The organism is Gordonia sp. YY1 (assembly GCF_009872315.1).
GTDB classification, from domain to species: Bacteria; Actinomycetota; Actinomycetes; order Mycobacteriales; family Mycobacteriaceae; genus Gordonia; species Gordonia amicalis.
This window is the reverse complement of sequence record NZ_WXYI01000015.1, coordinates 1-17,005: the sequence shown is the minus strand read 5'-3', so window position 1 is coordinate 17,005 and position 17,005 is coordinate 1. Positions and strand designations below refer to the sequence as shown.

The 17,005-nt window shown below is 68.1% G+C and carries 14 protein-coding genes; 8 read left to right on the top strand and 6 right to left on the bottom strand.

The features are described 5' to 3' along the window. The first annotated feature begins 98 nt into the window (after positions 1 to 98). The 5 genes from allB to BPODLACK_RS17580 all read left to right on the top strand — a co-directional run bounded on the left by allB (position 99) and on the right by BPODLACK_RS17580 (position 8,338). Positions 99 to 1,493, top strand: a complete 1,395-nt coding sequence (allB, locus tag BPODLACK_RS17600) for an allantoinase AllB (RefSeq protein WP_159405839.1) — start codon at positions 99 to 101, stop codon at positions 1,491 to 1,493. Between the two features lie 235 nt (positions 1,494 to 1,728). Further along, positions 1,729 to 4,077 carry a helicase-associated domain-containing protein gene (locus BPODLACK_RS17595; protein WP_159405838.1) on the top strand — a complete coding sequence of 783 codons (2,349 nt, stop codon included), beginning with the start codon at positions 1,729 to 1,731 and terminating at the stop codon, positions 4,075 to 4,077. Between the two features lie 339 nt (positions 4,078 to 4,416). Next, positions 4,417 to 5,544 carry an IS30 family transposase gene (locus BPODLACK_RS17590; RefSeq protein ID WP_159405873.1) on the top strand — a complete coding sequence of 376 codons (1,128 nt, stop codon included), beginning with the start codon at positions 4,417 to 4,419 and terminating at the stop codon, positions 5,542 to 5,544. Between the two features lie 141 nt (positions 5,545 to 5,685). Further along, positions 5,686 to 6,612: an oxygenase MpaB family protein gene (locus tag BPODLACK_RS17585; RefSeq protein ID WP_159405837.1), complete on the top strand. Its 927-nt coding sequence runs from the start codon at positions 5,686 to 5,688 to the stop codon at positions 6,610 to 6,612. 55 nt (positions 6,613 to 6,667) lie between these two features. Next, positions 6,668 to 8,338, top strand: coding sequence for a DNA repair helicase XPB (locus BPODLACK_RS17580; protein WP_328511999.1), 1,671 nt, complete (start codon positions 6,668 to 6,670; stop codon positions 8,336 to 8,338). Positions 8,339 to 8,396: 58 nt separating this feature from the next. Here the strand turns inward: BPODLACK_RS17580 and BPODLACK_RS17575 are convergent, their stop codons facing one another. Both BPODLACK_RS17575 and BPODLACK_RS17570 read right to left on the bottom strand, forming a co-directional pair. Further along, positions 8,397 to 10,160, bottom strand: coding sequence for a serine/threonine-protein kinase (locus BPODLACK_RS17575; RefSeq protein ID WP_159405835.1), 1,764 nt, complete (start codon positions 10,158 to 10,160; stop codon positions 8,397 to 8,399). A 141-nt stretch (positions 10,161 to 10,301) separates the two neighbouring features. Beyond that, positions 10,302 to 10,859 (bottom strand): hypothetical protein, encoded by a 558-nt coding sequence (locus BPODLACK_RS17570; RefSeq protein ID WP_040004991.1) that lies wholly within the window; start codon positions 10,857 to 10,859, stop codon positions 10,302 to 10,304. A 101-nt stretch (positions 10,860 to 10,960) separates the two neighbouring features. Here BPODLACK_RS17570 and BPODLACK_RS17565 point away from each other — a divergent pair, with 101 nt between their 5' ends. Further along, positions 10,961 to 12,127: a pyridoxal phosphate-dependent aminotransferase gene (locus tag BPODLACK_RS17565; protein ID WP_006438192.1), complete on the top strand. Its 1,167-nt coding sequence runs from the start codon at positions 10,961 to 10,963 to the stop codon at positions 12,125 to 12,127. A gap of 391 nt (positions 12,128 to 12,518) precedes the next feature. On the opposite strand, the gene BPODLACK_RS17560 is transcribed toward BPODLACK_RS17565, so the two are convergent. Further along, positions 12,519 to 13,502 carry an LLM class F420-dependent oxidoreductase gene (locus BPODLACK_RS17560; protein WP_159405834.1) on the bottom strand — a complete coding sequence of 328 codons (984 nt, stop codon included), beginning with the start codon at positions 13,500 to 13,502 and terminating at the stop codon, positions 12,519 to 12,521. A gap of 167 nt (positions 13,503 to 13,669) precedes the next feature. Here BPODLACK_RS17560 and BPODLACK_RS17555 point away from each other — a divergent pair, with 167 nt between their 5' ends. Next, a complete protein-coding gene (locus BPODLACK_RS17555) occupies positions 13,670 to 14,302 on the top strand; it encodes a histidine phosphatase family protein (RefSeq protein WP_159405833.1) in 633 nt (210 codons plus the stop codon). Positions 14,303 to 14,335: 33 nt separating this feature from the next. Here BPODLACK_RS17555 and BPODLACK_RS17550 read toward each other — a convergent pair whose 3' ends face one another. Both BPODLACK_RS17550 and BPODLACK_RS17545 read right to left on the bottom strand, forming a co-directional pair. Beyond that, entirely contained in the window at positions 14,336 to 15,205 is an 870-nt protein-coding gene (locus tag BPODLACK_RS17550) for a TIGR03619 family F420-dependent LLM class oxidoreductase (RefSeq protein ID WP_159405832.1), read from the bottom strand. Continuing rightward, a complete protein-coding gene (locus tag BPODLACK_RS17545; RefSeq protein ID WP_159405831.1) occupies positions 15,198 to 15,683 on the bottom strand; it encodes a nuclear transport factor 2 family protein in 486 nt (161 codons plus the stop codon). Before BPODLACK_RS17545 ends, BPODLACK_RS17550 begins: the two co-directional genes overlap by 8 nt. A gap of 740 nt (positions 15,684 to 16,423) precedes the next feature. Here BPODLACK_RS17545 and BPODLACK_RS17540 point away from each other — a divergent pair. Then, a complete protein-coding gene (locus BPODLACK_RS17540) occupies positions 16,424 to 16,576 on the top strand; it encodes a hypothetical protein (protein ID WP_157228345.1) in 153 nt (50 codons plus the stop codon). Between the two features lie 211 nt (positions 16,577 to 16,787). Here BPODLACK_RS17540 and BPODLACK_RS23620 read toward each other — a convergent pair. Further along, a partial coding sequence (locus BPODLACK_RS23620) for a hypothetical protein (RefSeq protein ID WP_236577709.1) occupies positions 16,788 to 17,005 on the bottom strand: 218 nt, incomplete at its 5' end.

Sequence of the window (17,005 nt, the reverse complement as noted above, 5' to 3'; positions counted from 1 at the left end):
TTCCGAAATAGCGTCGCAAGATTCCACGATGAGGAATCTGCTGGGTTAGTCTCTGGACCGACCCCCGGACACGGCGACCACCCAAGGAGTCCCGCCTCATGACCGCAGAAATCGGTGCCCCGACCCCTCTCTCCGATTCCGCCTCCGACGTGACCGATGCGCCGTTCGACTTGGTCGTGCGGGGCCGCCAGACGCTGACGACGGCCGGTATCGTGGCGCGGGAGATCGGCATCCGCGGCGGGCGCGTCGTCGCCATCGAACCGCTCGGGAGCGGACTGGCCGGCCGCGAGGTCATCGAGCTGGCCGACGACCAGGTGATGATCCCCGGACTGGTGGACACCCATGTGCACGTCAACGAGCCCGGCCGCACCGAATGGGAGGGCTTCGACTCGGCCACCCGTGCGGCGGCCGCCGGCGGCGTCACCACGCTCATCGACATGCCGCTCAACTCGATCCCGCCCACCGTGAACGTCGACGCGCTGGTCGAGAAGCGCGCGGCCGCCCAGGGCAAGACGCACATCGACGTCGGTTTCTGGGGCGGCGCCATTCCCGGCAACGAAGACGATCTACGCGGACTGCACGACGCGGGCGTGTTCGGCTTCAAGTGCTTCCTGCTGCACTCGGGGGTCGACGAGTTCCCGCACCTGACGGCCGACGAGATGCAAGCCGACATGGCGAAGCTCGCCGAGTTCGACTCGCTGATGATCGTCCACGCCGAGGACTCGCGCGCCATCGACAACGCCCCGTCACCGGAAGGCGACGACTACGCCCGCTTCCTCGCGTCGCGCCCGCGCGGCGCCGAGAACCTGGCGATCGCCGAGGTCATCGAGCGTGCGCGATGGACGGGCGTGCGTGCACACGTGCTGCACCTGTCGTCGTCGGACGCCCTGCCGATGCTGGCCAGCGCGAAGAACGACGGTGTGAAGATCACGGTCGAGACCTGCCCGCACTACCTCACCCTGCTGGCCGAGGAGGTGCCCAACGGCGCGACGGCCTTCAAGTGCTGTCCGCCCATCCGCGAGGCCGGCAACCGCGAGTTGCTCTGGGAGGGACTGCTCGACGGCACGATCGACTGCATCGTCTCCGACCACTCGCCGTCGACCATCGACCTCAAGGACCCCGAGAACGGCGACTTCGGCGTCGCGTGGGGCGGCGTCGCCTCGCTGCAGCTCGGGCTGTCGCTCATCTGGTCGGAGGCCAAGAAGCGCGGCATCGACCTTCCGCAGGTCATCGAGTGGATGGCGTCGAAGCCCGCGGATCTCGCCGGCCTGCCGACCAAGGGCCGCATCGCCCTCGGCTGCGATGCCGACTTCGCGATCTTCGAGCCAGAATCCGCCCATATCGTCGACGTCAACCGGCTCCACCACAAGAATCCGGTGAGCCCGTACGACGGCCGCGCGTTGGCCGGGGTGGTCACGGGGACCTGGGTTCGCGGACAGCGGGTCGACTTCGAGACCCCGCGGGGTCGGATGCTCCGCCGCGGCGACGTCTGAGTACGCCCGAGGCGTCGCGTCATGCCGGTTGAGCCGACACCGAGCGTAGCGAGGCGTCGCGTCGAAACCCCGCCCGCCACCGAGCGTAGCGAGGCGTCGCGTCATGCCGGTTGAGCCGCCACCGAGCGTAGCGAGGCGTCGCGTCGAAACCCCGCCCGCCACCGAACGTAGCGAGGCGTTACCACCGCCCACAGCCAGAACAGTGCCGGAAGCCCCACCCGGTAAGCTCGATCGAATGAGTTCGGATGACCAGCACGCCGGCCTGGCCGATGAGTTGGCCGCGCGTTCCGACGACGAGCTCACCGAACTGCTGATCGAACGCCCCGACCTCGCCTCCCCAACTCCGCAGGGCACCCGGGTCCTGGCGCAGCGTGCTCTCTCGGCGGCGTCGTTGGCGCTGGCCGGGGAGGATCTCGACGTCCTGGCGGTGGCGGTCCTGGAGCAGGCGATCGCGCTGGGCAGCCGTAGTACCGCGAAGACCAAGCGCCCATCGGTCGCCAAGATCGTCAAGGCGCTGTCCGGGCGCGCCGACGCCGATGCCATCCGCGCCCGCATCGACCTTCTCCGACGCCGCGCGATCCTCTGGGGCGACAAGACCTCTCTCTGCGCCGGCGAGCACGTGGAGTCGGCGATGCCGTGGCGGTCATCGCATCTCACCGGCCCGATGGCAGGGCGGACCGGCGAGGAGATCGCCGCGATGATCGCCGACCTCGACGAGCGACCGAGAGAGCTCCTGGAGACCCTCGCTCGCGGTCCGGCCCTGGGTCGCAGCCGCGACGCGGCCCCCGACGCCGACCCGTCCACGCCGGTCGCACAGCTGATCTCGTCGGGACTACTGGCCCGCGTCGACAATCAGACCGTCGAACTCCCACCCATGGTCGGAGCGGTGATCCGCGACGAACCAGCCTGGCGCACCGATGATCTCACTCCCCCTCCGTTGCACGAACCGGGTTTCAAGCCCCGCTTCCCGGCCAAGGCGGTCGACGCCGCGGCGGGCGGCGAGGCACTCGAACTCATCCGCCACCTCACCTCGCTGATCAACGTCCTCGGCGCCACCCCCGCCGCGGTCCTGCGGTCCGGAGCGCTGGGCGTCCGCGAACTCCGACGCCTCGCCAAGCTCACCGGCATCGAGACCGGGCGCGTCGCCTTCCTGATCGAACTCGCCGGTTACCTCCGGATCATCGACGCCGGGTTCCCGGAACCTCCGCCGCCCAACGACTCCGGCGAGCAGGCCTTCGCCGCGACCTCCACCGCGGACACCTGGATGCACCAGCCGCGCGAACGCCAGTGGCTGTCCCTGGCCGACGCCTGGCTGCACATGCCCCGCCGCGCCTGGCAGGTCGGCGACCCCGACCGCGACGGCAACGCGATGGCCACCCTGTCCGCCGAACTCCACGACGCCTACGCCCCCATCCAGCGGCAGCTCATCCTGTCGACGCTCGCCCACGCCGATCCGGCGGTCGCGGTGTCGCCCGACGCCGTGCTGGCGAACCTGCACTGGCATCGGCCGCGCCAGATCCGACGCTTCAGCCGACGCCTCGTCGCCGAAACCCTGCGTGAGGCACGCGAAATCGGCCTCGTCGCGCACGATGCGCTGACCACCGTCGGCCGGGCCTACACCGTCGAACCGCCGGCCGACGCCGATCCCGCCGACGCCGACGCCGCGGTCCTGGCGGCGATGCGGGCCGTACTGCCCGAGCCGGTGGACCACTTCCTCACCCAGGCCGACCTCACGCTCACCGTGCCGGGCCCGATGACACCGGAACTCGCCGAGCAGGTCGAACTCGTCGCCGACCTCGAATCCGGTGGCGCGGCGTCGGTGTACCGGATCACCCCGGAGAGCGTGCGCCGCGCGCTCGACGCCGGACGCAGCAGCAACGAGCTGCTGTCGATGTTCACCACCCATTCGAGAACTCCGGTGCCACAATCTCTTTCGTATCTGATCGAGGACGTCGCCCGTAAGCACGGACAGTTGCGGGTCGGCGTCGCGTCGGCCTTCATCCGCTGCGAGGACTCGACGGTCCTGGCCGCGGTGCTGCGCAGTCCGGCCGCCGAACCCCTTGCGCTGCGGGCGCTCGCCCCGACCGTGGCGATCTCGCCGTCGGAGGTGCGTGAGGTGATCGATCAGCTGCGCGCCGCGGGATTCGCTCCGGCAGGCGAGGATTCGTCGGGCGCCTTCGTCGACCTCCGCGAACGCGGCAGTCGCGTCACCGTGTCGCGGGCACGTCGCCAGAGCCAGCCGCGCCGCAGCGCGCCGTCGGCGGAGCAGCTGCGTTCGGTGGTCGGACGGATCCGCTCGACCGACCGCGCCGCGGCGGCCACCCCGGTACGCACCACCTCGACCTCGACACCCGTGCGGGCGACCGGCGGCGGCGAGTCGGCCACCGCGCTGATCCAGCTCGCACTGCGCGCCCACCGGCGTCTCCGCGTCGGATATGTCGACGCCCAGGGGTCGGCCAGCCGCCACGTCGTGACCCCGAAGGTCCTCGGCGCCGGCCAACTGGTGGCCGTCGAAGACGGCAGCGACACCGAGCAGCGGTTCTCCCTGCACCGCCTCACCAGCGTCGAGCTGCTCGACGCCTAGTCTGCGCCGGTCCGGCGAAATTCTCGTCCCCCTGAGCACCACCCGAGGGCATATTGCCCCGCGGGTTCAAGTGGTGCGTGCAACGTCCTGTGAGGATGTTGGGAGACCCGTGTGGGCAGGCGTGGTGGTCGGATTGTGGGCCGGGAGTCGGTGGAGAAAAGGTTCTTCGCGGCGTTTGATCGGGGAGAGTCGGTGGCTTCGGCCGCTCATGAGGCGGGGATCGGCTACAACGCCGCGTATCGGTGGATCCACCGGTCGGGTAGGAAGCTGCCGAAGCGGTCATCCAAGTGGCGATCGGACGAGGTCAAAGAGCAGTTCTGGGCCGAACTCGGGTCTGGCATGCCGGTGGCTGCTGCTGCGCGGGCGGTCGGCGTGTCGAAAGCGGCGGGTCGGGACTGGTTCAGCAAGGGTGGAGGGGTGCGCCCCGCTACCGAGCGCCGTGATCTCGAGGCCTCGGCCTCGGTGGGTCGTGGCCGGTTGACTTTCACTGATCGCTGCCGGATCGAAGAACTGATGCTCGCCCACTATCGGCCGGCTCGAATCGCGGCGTTGTTGGGGCGGCCGCGGTCGACCATTACTCGCGAATTGGACCGAGGCAGAACGAATCCGGGCCAACGGTACCGCGCGGTGATCGCCCAAGCTGCGGTCGAGAACAAGGCACGACGACCCAAGGTGATGAAACTGCAGCCGGGTACGGCGTTGTGGAACGAGGTGGCCTCGCGGTTACGGAAACGGCATAGTCCTGAACAGATCAGCAACTGCTTGCGGATCGATTTCCCCAGCGAACCGGAGATGTGGGTGTCACACGAAACGATCTACCAAGCGCTCTACGTCCAAGGGCGTGGCAGCCTGCGTGAGGAGATCAAACGTGCGTTGCGCAGCGGCCGCGTCCGCCGGATACCCCAGGGACGCACGACACGGCCTGGACCGGTCAGGAACATGGTCAACATCAGCGAACGGCCAGCCGAGGCGAACGATCGTGCGGTCCCTGGGCACTGGGAAGGCGACCTGATCATGGGTGCGGGAAACAGATCGGCGATCGGCACTTTGGTCGAGCGCACCACCGGCTTCGTGATGCTGCTACACCTGCCTGACGACCACTCCGCTGCCACTGTGGCAGAGGCGATGACTGCCGCGATTCCCAAGATTCCCGAGGTCATGCAGCGTTCGCTGACCTGGGACCAAGGATCCGAGATGGCGCTGCACACCAAGATCACCGAAGCGACCGGTTTGCCGATCTACTTCTGCGATCCACACAGTCCCTGGCAACGAGGCACCAACGAGAACACCAACGGGCTACTGCGCCAATACTTTCCGAAAGGCACGGACCTCTCAGTGCATGGGCCCGGAATCCTGGCCAACGTCGCAGCCGAACTCAACGGTCGGCCACGTAAACGCCACAACTGGAAGACACCCACCGAAGAACTCGACCGGTTACTACAATCCGACGAGTCATCTGTTGCATAGACCCCTTGAAAGCGCCCCCTTGGACACCCTTCAGGGGGACGAATTTCTCAGCCGTCCGGCCGCCCAATGGAACGACCTGTGACATCCGTCTCAGAATCTTGGTAGGCTCACGGGTACTCAGCCGAGGAAAGTTGGCCCGTCATGACCGCTGTGCGCCCTCTCGCCGACGCTACCGCCGACGTCCCGGACACCTACCAGCACGACCTGGTATCGAGGATCAAACCGCCGTCACGACGCCGGCGTCCGGTGACACGCCCCGCCGACCTCGTCACCGTCATCGGTCCGACGCTCTCCGTCGCGAACGTGATCATGCAGCTGTCCAACCCGAAGGTCGGGTACGGCGTCCACGAGAGCCGCGTCCCGCGGGGCAACGCCATCAAGCGCCCGATCAAACGGGCCCGCACTACCGGCACCTTCCTGGCCGTCGCGCTGATGGGCAGCGACGAGGACAAGGCCTACATCCACGAGTTCGTCGGCCGTGTCCACGACCAGGTCTACTCCACCGAGACCAGCCCCGTCCGCTACAGCGCCAACGATTCGCGTCTGCAGCTGTGGGTCGCGGTGTGCCTGCTCAAGTACTTCATCGACCAGTACGAACTGATCTACGGACCGCTCACCGAGGCCGAGAAGCAGATGGTCCTCACCGAGGCGCATCCGCTCGGCACCGCGCTCAACGTCCCCCGCGACAAGTGGCCGGCCACCTACGACGAGCTCCTCGTCTACTGGAACAGCCAGCTGGCCGAACTGCGGATCGACGAGCCGGTGCGCCAGGAACTACGCAATCTCGCCGACCTCTCGTTCCTCGAGTTCCGCGCCGGCGTCGTGGGCACCGTCGCCCACAAGACCCTCGGCGGTTTCCTCACCTACGCCATCAACGCAGGCCTCCCCCCGGAGTTCCGCGCGATGATGGGCTGGACCTGGACCGAGGACGACGCCCGCCGCTACCAGTCGATTCTCGCCGCGATGCGCGTCGTCGACCCGGTCGTGGCACCGCTTCTGCGGGGTATTTTCCGGCTGAACATCGTCGACCTGCGGGTGCGCCGACGGCTCGGCATCCCCGTGTTCTGACCCACAAAGAGGCCCGTCGCTGACAATCGGTGCTCCCATCTGGACAATGGAGCGGGTGACCGATGGACCCCTGATCGTGCAATCCGACAAAACGCTGCTGCTCGAGGTCGACCACCCCGACGCGCCGGCGGCCCGTGCGGCGATCGCACCCTTCGCCGAGCTCGAACGTGCCCCCGAGCACGTGCACACCTACCGGGTCACGCCTCTCGCCCTGTGGAATGCGCGCGCCGCGGGTCACGACGCCGAACAGGTCGTCGACGCGCTGGTCACCTACTCGCGCTATGCCGTGCCGCAGCCGCTGCTGATGGACGTCGTCGACACGATGGGCCGCTTCGGCCGCCTGCAGCTGGTGAAGCACCCGGCGCACGGACTGACCCTCGTCAGCCTCGACCGTGCGGTGCTGCTCGAGGTCATGCGCAACAAGAAGGTCGCCCCGATGCTGGGTGCGCAGATCGACGACGACACCGTCATCGTCCATCCGTCCGAGCGCGGCCGCCTCAAGCAGGTGCTGCTGAAGGTCGGGTGGCCGGCCGAGGACCTCGCGGGTTATGTCGACGGCGAGGCGCATCCCATCGCCCTCGCCCAGGACGACTGGCACCTGCGCGACTATCAGGAGATGGCGGCCGACTCGTTCTGGGCCGGCGGCTCCGGTGTGGTCGTGCTGCCGTGTGGTGCGGGCAAGACGATGGTCGGCGCGGCCGCGATGGCCAAGGCCGGCGCCACCACACTGATCCTGGTGACCAACACCGTCGCCGGCCGGCAGTGGAAGCGCGAGCTGATCGCCCGCACCACGCTGACCGAGGAGGAGATCGGCGAGTACTCCGGCGAGCGCAAGGAGATCCGTCCGGTCACCATTGCGACCTATCAGGTGATGACGCGAAAGTCGAAGGGCGAGTACAGGAATCTCGACCTCTTCGACTCCCGCGACTGGGGCCTGATCATCTACGACGAGGTGCACCTGCTGCCCGCCCCGGTCTTCCGCATGACCGCCGACCTGCAGTCGCGCCGACGCCTCGGCCTCACCGCGACCCTGGTCCGCGAGGACGGCCGCGAAGGTGACGTCTTCTCCCTCATCGGCCCCAAGCGTTACGACGCCCCGTGGAAGGACATCGAGGCCCAGGGCTGGATCGCACCCGCCGAGTGCATCGAGGTCCGCGTGACGCTCACCGACGAGGAGCGCCTGCAGTACGCGGTCGCCGAGCCAGAGGAGAAGTACAAGCTCTGCTCCACCGCGCACACCAAGGTCAATGTGGTGAAGGCGATCCTGAACAAGCACCAGGGGGCGCCGACGCTGGTGATCGGCGCCTATATCGACCAGCTGGAGGAGCTCGGCCGCGAACTCGACTGCCCGGTCATCCAGGGGTCGACGAAGAACAAGGAGCGCGAGATCCTGTTCGACCGCTTCCGTTCCGGCGAGTTGCAGACGCTCGTCGTGTCCAAGGTGGCGAACTTCTCCATCGACCTCCCGGAGGCGTCGGTAGCCGTCCAGGTGTCGGGCACCTTCGGGTCACGCCAGGAAGAGGCCCAGCGCCTCGGTCGCCTGCTGCGACCGAAACACGATGGCGGACAAGCCCACTTCTACTCGGTGGTGTCCCGCGACACCCTCGACGCCGATTACGCCGCACACCGGCAGCGGTTCCTCGCCGAGCAGGGTTACGCGTACCGCATCACCGACGCCGACGACCTCCTCGGCCCGACCATCGGGGACACCACCTCCGCGGACTGAGTCAGGCCCCGACCCCGGCGGCGAGACCCGCCGGGGTCGACCACGCCCCTGTCCCCCGTCAGATCTCGACGAGGCAATATCCGATCGACTCCGGCTGGAAGAACGTCCAGCGGGCTTCGCCCGTGGCGCAGGTGACCGACGAGGTGGCCCGTGTGCTGACGCGCGCGAGTACCGTCCGCAACGCGGGCGCACTCGTGCACGGAACCTCGCGATAGTCCGACAGCGACCCGCCCTCCTTCGGGATCAGATAGCAGAGCCCCTGGTAGAAATTCGGTGTGAGGCACAGCTTCCGGGTGCTGTTCGGGAAGGTCAGCGTCGAATTCTGTTCGCTGGCACAGGACGTGGATGCGGGGATGATCGACGCGGTGTAGAAGTTCATGCCCGACGAGTCGCAGTCGACCTTCGACGCCAGCACCGTCGTCGACGACCCCGCCTGCATGGCGATGCTGACGCATTCGCCGAGTTGCACGTCGTCGGGTCCGGTGACCGACAGTGGCGTGGTGTCGGTGGTGCGGGCCGCGGGACTCTGGCCCGGGGTGGTCCCGGCGGACTCCGTGGGGCCGGCTGCGTTCGTCGTCGATGTCCCCGACGCCTCGGGTGGGCTCGACACCTTGGTCGCCACGTAGACGATGCCACCGACGATGGCGAGGACCAGCACGAGCGCGAGCGCACCGAGCGCGATCAGTACCCCCGACCCCTTCTTCCCGGGCGGCGGCGTCGGGTATCCGGGTTGCGACGGATACCCCTGGTAGCCGCCGGGATACGAACCCGGTGGCGGTTGTCCGGGCGAATACCCCGGCGACCCGGTGCCGGGCGAAGCCCCGGCATACGACGGTTGACCCCCGTAGGGCGGCTGCGCGGCCCGAGGCGGTTGCTGCGGCCCATGGCTCCCCGGCCGCTGATACGGAGCACCGATTCCCGGTCCGGGCGTCGAACCGGGGGCTGGCAGCGGCGGCCCCTTGGACAGCTTCGGCGGGTCCGGTGTGGTGAGTGCTCGTTCGAGTTCGACGCCGAACTCACGGCACGAGCGATAGCGGCGTTCGGGTTCCTTGGCCAGTGCGCGACTGAACACCGCGTCGGCCGCGGGCGAGATCCCGGGACGCAGGCTCGACAGTCGTGGCGGCATCGACTGCAGATGGTGGGCGATGATCGACGCCGTGCCGGAGCCCTGGAACGGTGGCCGGCCGGTGAGGAGTTCGAAGACGGTGGCGGCGAGCGCGTACTGGTCGGCGCGGCCGTCGACGGTGTCGCCGAGCAGTTGCTCCGGCGCCGCGTAGGCCACGGTGCCGAGGAAGACGTTGGTCGACGTCAGATGGCTGACGTCCTGTTCCGACTTGGCAATCCCGAAGTCCGCGAGCAACACTCGCGGTTCTGGACTGTCGAGGCCCTGGAGCAGGATGTTGGCGGGTTTGACGTCGCGGTGCAGCAGGCCGGTGGCGTGGGCACGGTCGAGGGCGGCGCCGACGGACCGGACGATGGCGATGACGGTCTGCGGATCGAGTCCCTGCGGAGTCTTCCGCAACAGTTTGAGGGCGTCGATGCCGTCGATGAACTCCATCGCGATCCACAGATGACCGTCGTACTCACCGGAGTTGAAGATGGTGACGATCGACGGATGCACGACACTCGAGGCGTGTTCGGCCTCCTTGACGAACCGCTGCCGGTACATCGGGTCACGGCTGAGTTCGGCAGGCAGGACCTTCAGCGCCTCGTTGCGCGGCAGGTGCGGGTGTCGGGCCAGATAGATCTCGCCCATTCCGCCCCGACCGATGAGTCGGATGATCGTGTATCCGGCGAAGTGCTCCCCGGGGTTCCGCGGCATCGCCCCTCCTCATCCTTTTCGGCAGGGTGTCCAAGTCTGTCACCTCCAGATCGTGTGCGGCGACCACAACGTGTCCCGGCGTCGCTCAACCGGACCACCCCGGAACGATGCGGCGGTGGCCCGGTCGAGGGGCGATGAGGGTCAGGCGCCGGACAGCGACGCCAGGCAGTAGACGCGCGGTTCCGGCTTCTCGTAGGTGGCCTTGACCTGGCCTTCGGCGCATTCGAGCGAGCCGTCGCCGGTGGTCTCGACGCGATAGATCACGGAGTCGGGGCCGGCGTCGGCGTCGCAGTCGACCTCCTTGAAGTCGACCAGCGACCCACCCGCGGACTGCGGGATCGAGTAGCACTCACTCTGAGCGAAGTTCGGCATCAGACACAGACGGTCGGAGGTCTCGGGGAAGGTCAGGTAGTTCTCGAACTCGCCGCACTCGCCGGACACGATCTGCGACGCGATGAAGGTCATCGCGTCGGCGTCGCAATCCGACTTCGTCGCCTCGACCGTTGCATCGTCGCCGCCGGCCGTCCTGACCTGCACACATTGACCGATCGCCACATCCGACGGCTTGGAGACGTTGTTCGTCACACGCTCGACCGACGAACATCCGCCCAGCACCACCAGCGCGGCGCACGCCACGATCGCGATGATGCCCGCGGGTCGCACGCGACCAGACGTTCGAACCTTCGCCGGCGCTGTCATGCGAGGATCGTACGCTGCAATGACGTTGCAAAGCCCGGGAATCAGGCAGGTCAAACGCGGTCCGGACGCTGCACGGCCCGGCGATGTGCCACCCTGGACGCATGTCATTCGAGAGCAGGACCGCGACCCGTCTGCGGCCGTTCATGACCACGATCTTCGCCGAGATGTCGGCGCTGGCCGTCGAGCACGACGCCATCAACCTGGGGCAGGGTTTCCCCGACACCGACGGTCCGGAAGCGATGCTCGAAGCCGCCCGGCGCGCCATCACCGACGGCCACAACCAGTACCCGCCCGGGATCGGGGTCCTGGAACTGCGGCATGCGGTCGCGCGCCACCAGCGCGAGCACTACGACCTCGACTACGACCCCGACCGCGAGGTTCTGATCACGGTCGGCGCGACGGAAGCGGTCGCGGGTGCCATCGTCGGGATCATCGAGCCGGGCGACGAGGTCATCATGATCGAGCCGTACTACGACGCCTACGCCGCGACCGTCGCGATGGCCGGTGGTGTCCGACGCGTCGTACCGCTCGTCCCCGACGGCGACGGTTTCCGCCTCGACCGCGAACGTCTCGCGGACGCCTTCGGCCCGAAGAGTGCCGTGTTCATGCTGAACACGCCGCACAATCCGACGGGCACCGTGCTCTCCGAGGACGACCTCGCCGAAATCGCCCGCCTGTGCATCGAATTCGACGTCATCGCGGTGACCGACGAGGTGTACGAACACCTGCTCTTCGACGGACGCACCCACACCCCGCTGGCGACCCTGCCCGAGATGCGCGAGCGTACGCTCCGGATCTCCAGCGCCGGTAAGACTTTCAACTGCACGGGCTGGAAGGTCGGCTGGATCAGTGGACCACCTGAACTGGTCGCCGCGGCCAAGACGGCCAAGCAGTACATGTCCTACGTCGGTTCCGGACCGTTCCAACCGGCCGTCGCGCACGCACTCGACAACGAGATCGGTTGGGTCCGTGGATCGGCCGCCGCGCTGCAGGAGAAGCGGGATATGATCACCGACGCGCTACTCGACGCCGGCTTCGACGTACATCGCAGCGAGGCAACCTATTTCGTCTGCGCCGATCCCCGCCCCCTCGGCATCGACGACGGCATCGAGTTCTGCCGGTCGTTGCCGGAACGGATCGGCGTCGCCGCGGTCCCGGTCAGCGTCTTCGCCGACGACCGTGAACCCTGGCACCACCTCGTACGCTTCGCCTTCGCCAAACGCGACGACGTTATCGCCGAAGCCGCGGAACGGTTGCGAAACCTCTGAGCTCCGCCCCCATGCCGGTTCAGCCGACACCGAGCCCACGCCGGTTGAGCCGACACCGAGCGAAGCGAGGCGTCGCGTCGAAACCCGCGCCCAACCCCACGCCGGTTGAGCCGACACCGAGCGAAGCGAGGCGTCGCGTCGAAACCCGCCCGCCGCCACACCCCATGCCGGTTGAGCCGACACCGAGCACAGCGAGGCGTCGCGTCGAAACCCGCCCGCCGCCACACCCCATGCCGGTTGAGCCGACACCGAGCACAGCGAGGCGTCGCGTCGAAACCCGCCCGCCATCACACCCACCGACCCGCTCAACCAGCATGGCGCGAGGTTTCGACGCGGTGGGTCGCTCCGCTCGCCACCGGCTCAACCAGCAATCCCGCTGCCTCAGATCCACTCAGCGCAGCGCGGGCACCACCTGCTGCTCGAAGAGTTCGAGATCCTCACGGTCGTGGGCGATGTTCGGGAAGTAGAAGATCCCGTAGGACATCCCGGCTTCCTCGAGCCCACGCAGGTTCTCCGCGACCTTGTCCGGCGTCCCGACCGCGGGCATCCCGCGGAACGCCCCCATGCTGCCCGACGCCGCGTCGGGTCCGACGATCTTCGCGAGCCGCGTCTCGAGGTCGGCGAGCTTGCGCTCCACGTCGGCGTCGGTCGCACCGAGCATGACGTTGTAGTTCGACGACCGGACGATCGAATCGAAGTCGCGTCCGAGGTCGGCGCAATGCTGTCGGAGCACCGACGATTTGTGGGCGAACCCTTCGGGGGTGCCGTCGAAGTTGGTGTAGTCGGCATACTGCGCCGCGATCCGGAGCGTCTTCTTCTCTCCACCGCCGGCGATCCACAGCGGCAGCTTCCCGGCAGTCGGCTGCGGCCGGCAGATGGCGTCGTTGACGGTGTAGTGCTTGCCGTCGAGGGTCGCGCGGCCGGTCTCCCACGCCTGCTTCATGATCTGCACGCCCTCGTCGAGCCGGGCGAGTCGCTCTCCTGCCGAGGGAAATCCGTATCCGTAGGCGCGCCACTCGTGTTCGTACCAACCGCCGCCGATGCCCATCTGCACGCGCCCTCCGGAGATGAGGTCGGCGGTGGCGGCGACCTTCGCCAGGTACATGGGGTTGCGGTAGCTCATCGCGGTGCACATCTGTCCGATGTCGACGCGACCGGTGGTCGCGGCCAGCGCCGACACCAGCGTCCAGGCCTCGTGCGTGGCCTCGTCGGTCGGCAGCGGGACGGTGTGGAAGTGGTCGTAGACCCAGACCGAGTCCCAGCCGGCGGACTCGGCGCGGTTCGCCACCGACGACATGACCTCCCACTGGTTCGCCGGGTCGATACCCACGAGATCAAGCCGCCAGCCCTGGGGAATGAAGAGTCCGAATCGCATGATGTCCAACCTACGCACTGACCGCGGCACCGACACACCGCCGCGTCTGCCCGTCGCCACGATAGTCTGATACTGGATATTCCATCCATAGATTAGTTCGTCGACTCGCCGCCGGCTGCCACGACATCGCCGCTGGTCGATCCATCGACAATTCGGGAGAAGGACACATGACAGCAGGCGACCGGCCTGAATACGATACGAACATCCTGCACCAGGAGCGGTCCCGGCTTCGGCGGGAGATGCTGATCGACCGGCCGTGGACCGAGGTGATCCTGGTCCGCCATGCGCAGCAGTCCTTCGATCCCGATGATCTGGAAGCCGGCGGTGCGGCCGGGCCGGGGCTCTCCGCGATCGGGTCCAGGCAGGCGCGGCTGACCGGCGAACTCCTCGCGGACGAGCCGCTGACGGCCGTCTACTCGAGTCGGTTGACCCGCGCGGTGTCGACCGCGGACGCCGTCGCCGCCCTGGCCGCAGCACCTCTGACGACGCAGATCCGGAACGACCTGCGGGAGATCGAGATGCACGGCGAGCAAGCCGAAGACGGGGCGTCCGTGCGCGACCGGCTCCGCAGAGCGCTCACCGCGATCGCCGAGGAGCATTCCGGGCAGACCGTCGCGGCGGTGAGCCACGGCGGTGCGATCAGCACGTTCCTCGCCTCCCTGCTGGGGGTCGAACGGGACATCTTCTTCTTCGCCGCTCACGCCTCGGTGACCCGGGTTCGCCACCACGACGGGGCATGGGCCGTGCAGTCCGTCAACGAGACCGGCCACCTTCGCAGCCACGATCTCATCAGTCACTGAGCGGTCGACGCGCCATCGGCGTCCGGCCTGCCGCTATTCGCTACGCGGCCGGATGTGCTCCCGCGCAAACCGCCGGAGACCGTCGATCGCCTCACCGGACCGGCTCCACGGCGCGACGATGACACGGTCGATCCCGCTCGCGGACCAGCCCTCGGCGTCGACCTCGCCCTGATGCGCGGCGACGGTGGTCTGCAGCGGCCGCGACCGGCCGGAATCCCGCTCTGCGGCACGCAGTCTGGCGAGCGGGGCGGCCACGGACGCCGGAGTGTGGTGCATACCGATCCACCCGTCACCCCGGGCCACGGCCCGCCGCAACGCCGGGGCCGACTCGCCGCCGATGTGCAGCGGCGGTCGCGGCTGCTGGACCGGCTTGGGCTCGAAGCCGACGCTCGGGAATTCGTGGTGCGCACCCTGGTAGGCGAAACTCTTCTGGGTCCAGAGGCCGTCGAGCACATCCAGGGTTTCGTCCAGCAGTTCGCCTCGCCGCGCGAAATCGACTCCGACGAGGTCCCATTCGGCCTCCGACCACCCGGCGCCGACGCCCAGTTCGACGCGACCTCCGGACACCACGTCCAGCGTCGCCACCGCGCGTGCCGCCACGAACGGATGACGCAGCGCGGGTTGGTACACGTAGGTGCCCAACCTCAGCGTGGTGGTGACCGCCGCCAGTGCAGCGAGGTGAACCATGACGTCGAAGATCGGCGAATGCGAGGAGATCGGGAGCTCGCCGTCGGGGTACTTCTCGCGATCCACCTCCTCGGGCAGCATGAGATGGTCCGACATCCAGATCGATTCGTACCCGGCGCGCTCGGCTTCGATCGCGACATCTCGCCACAACGCGGGGTGGACCCGGAGCAACGACACCCCGTACCGCGGACCGTCCGACCGTTCCGCCTCAGCCATGGACCTCACCGCGCACATCTCCGTTCGGGCCGACCTCGCCCTCGCGGGTGACCCGTCGGTACGAGAAGCGCCAGCCGCTGTCGGTGAGCGTGTATTCGTCGGTGTACCGGCCCCATTCCGCCAGCCCGAAGTGCCTGATCAGCGCCACATAGGCGGTACCGCGTGCGGTGCGCGGCCCCGTCATGTCGATGACATGGGTTGTCAGGTGGTGGAATACGCGGGCACTGACACCGGTGTCGCGGATCTCCGCCAGCCAGGCCGACTTCACGCCCTCGAAGAATCCCTGGATGTCCTCGTGCCCGGTGTACCTGCGTGGTGCGGCGTCGAGGTCGACGAACTCGAGGGTGCCGTCGGCGGTGAACAGTCGGGCTTCCTGTTCGGTGCGGCCGGTGTCGCCGTAGAGGTTGTAGCGGGCGGCGAGATCCCGGATCTCCTCGCGGGCGGCTGCTTCGTCCGGCTGCATCTTCACTTCTCCCATCAGCTGATCCCGCGATGCGGCAGCGAGCCGCGCGCCATGACCGTGCAGTATCCGGTGGTGGTGACACCGTCGACGACGATCTTCGCGAACTGTTCGCGGTGGCCGCTCGGGGTTGGATCACCGTCGAGCAGTACGGCTTCGGGTGGAACCAGCTCGTAGACTCGTGTTCGACGAGGTCGCCGCGCGGCACCCCGAGGCCGCGGCCGTCCCGGTAACCTCCGTCGTACCCGGTGCCGGCATAGGCCCACGGCTCCAGCAGCGGAGTGGCCACGATCTCGTGGCGGGCACCGGCATCGGTCTCCACCTCGATCCGCACCGACCGATAGGTTCTCGTCCCCGGCACGAACTCCGTTGTCACATCGGCGATCACGACAGTCGAGTGCCGGCCGTCGACGCCGATGACCTCGCCGTCGAGGTAGGTCACCGTGCCGCGCTGGTTCTCTCGTCTGGACACACAGACACAGAAGTCGGCGGTCGCCGCGTACAGCACCGTGTGCATCATCGGCGCCGAGCTACGGGCCGCCGGATCGGCCACCGAACGGTCGATACCGCCGACCCCCGGACGCACGCCCCACGAATGATCGCGCACCGCCCACCAGTCGTCGACGCTGATGCGGGCACCGTCGATCGACAGCCATCCGTCCCAGCGGCCGATCTGGTTGTAGCGGGTGATCTCCTGGGTGACCCGACCGGTACTCGCGTCGAGGTAATGCTCTTCGGTGTACGGGTCGAATCCGGAGGTGAACACCAGGTCGGCGGCCAGTGGGGTGCTGTCACCGGACCACGCGACCCGCACCGTGCGATACGGCTCGAGGATCTCCACCGCGAGGTCACCGACGGCGGACTGCGCGGTCGCGGTGGTCAGCGGCCGCGACCATCGCGAGTTGAACTGACGACCGCCGCGCTGGACCGCTCCGTACCCGTCGCAGACCCCGATGTTCTTGTACAGGGCCATGCCGGAGATGAACCCGGCGTCCCCGGCGGGATCGACGCCGGCAAACCAGTACCGGTCGTAGAACCGCGGGTCGGAGGTGCCGGCGAACCCGAACGGCCACGGCACCTGATGCATCAGGGTCTCGTCGAGCGGGTGCAGGGCGCGCGTGTTCACCGGTCCACCTCGAATGCCTTGTCCAGCGCGCCGAGCAGATAGCGGGGCGCATAGTCCAATCCCAGAAGCGCGTCGAGCAGGGTGCGCGGCTCGTTGACCAGGCGGCCGAGCCCGCAACTCGACGTGGGCCACGAGCTTCGCTGTTTTTGGGCGCTTGGCGGCCTGCTGGGCTTTCCACTGCGCCACCAACGCCCGATACTCGAGCTTCCCGCTC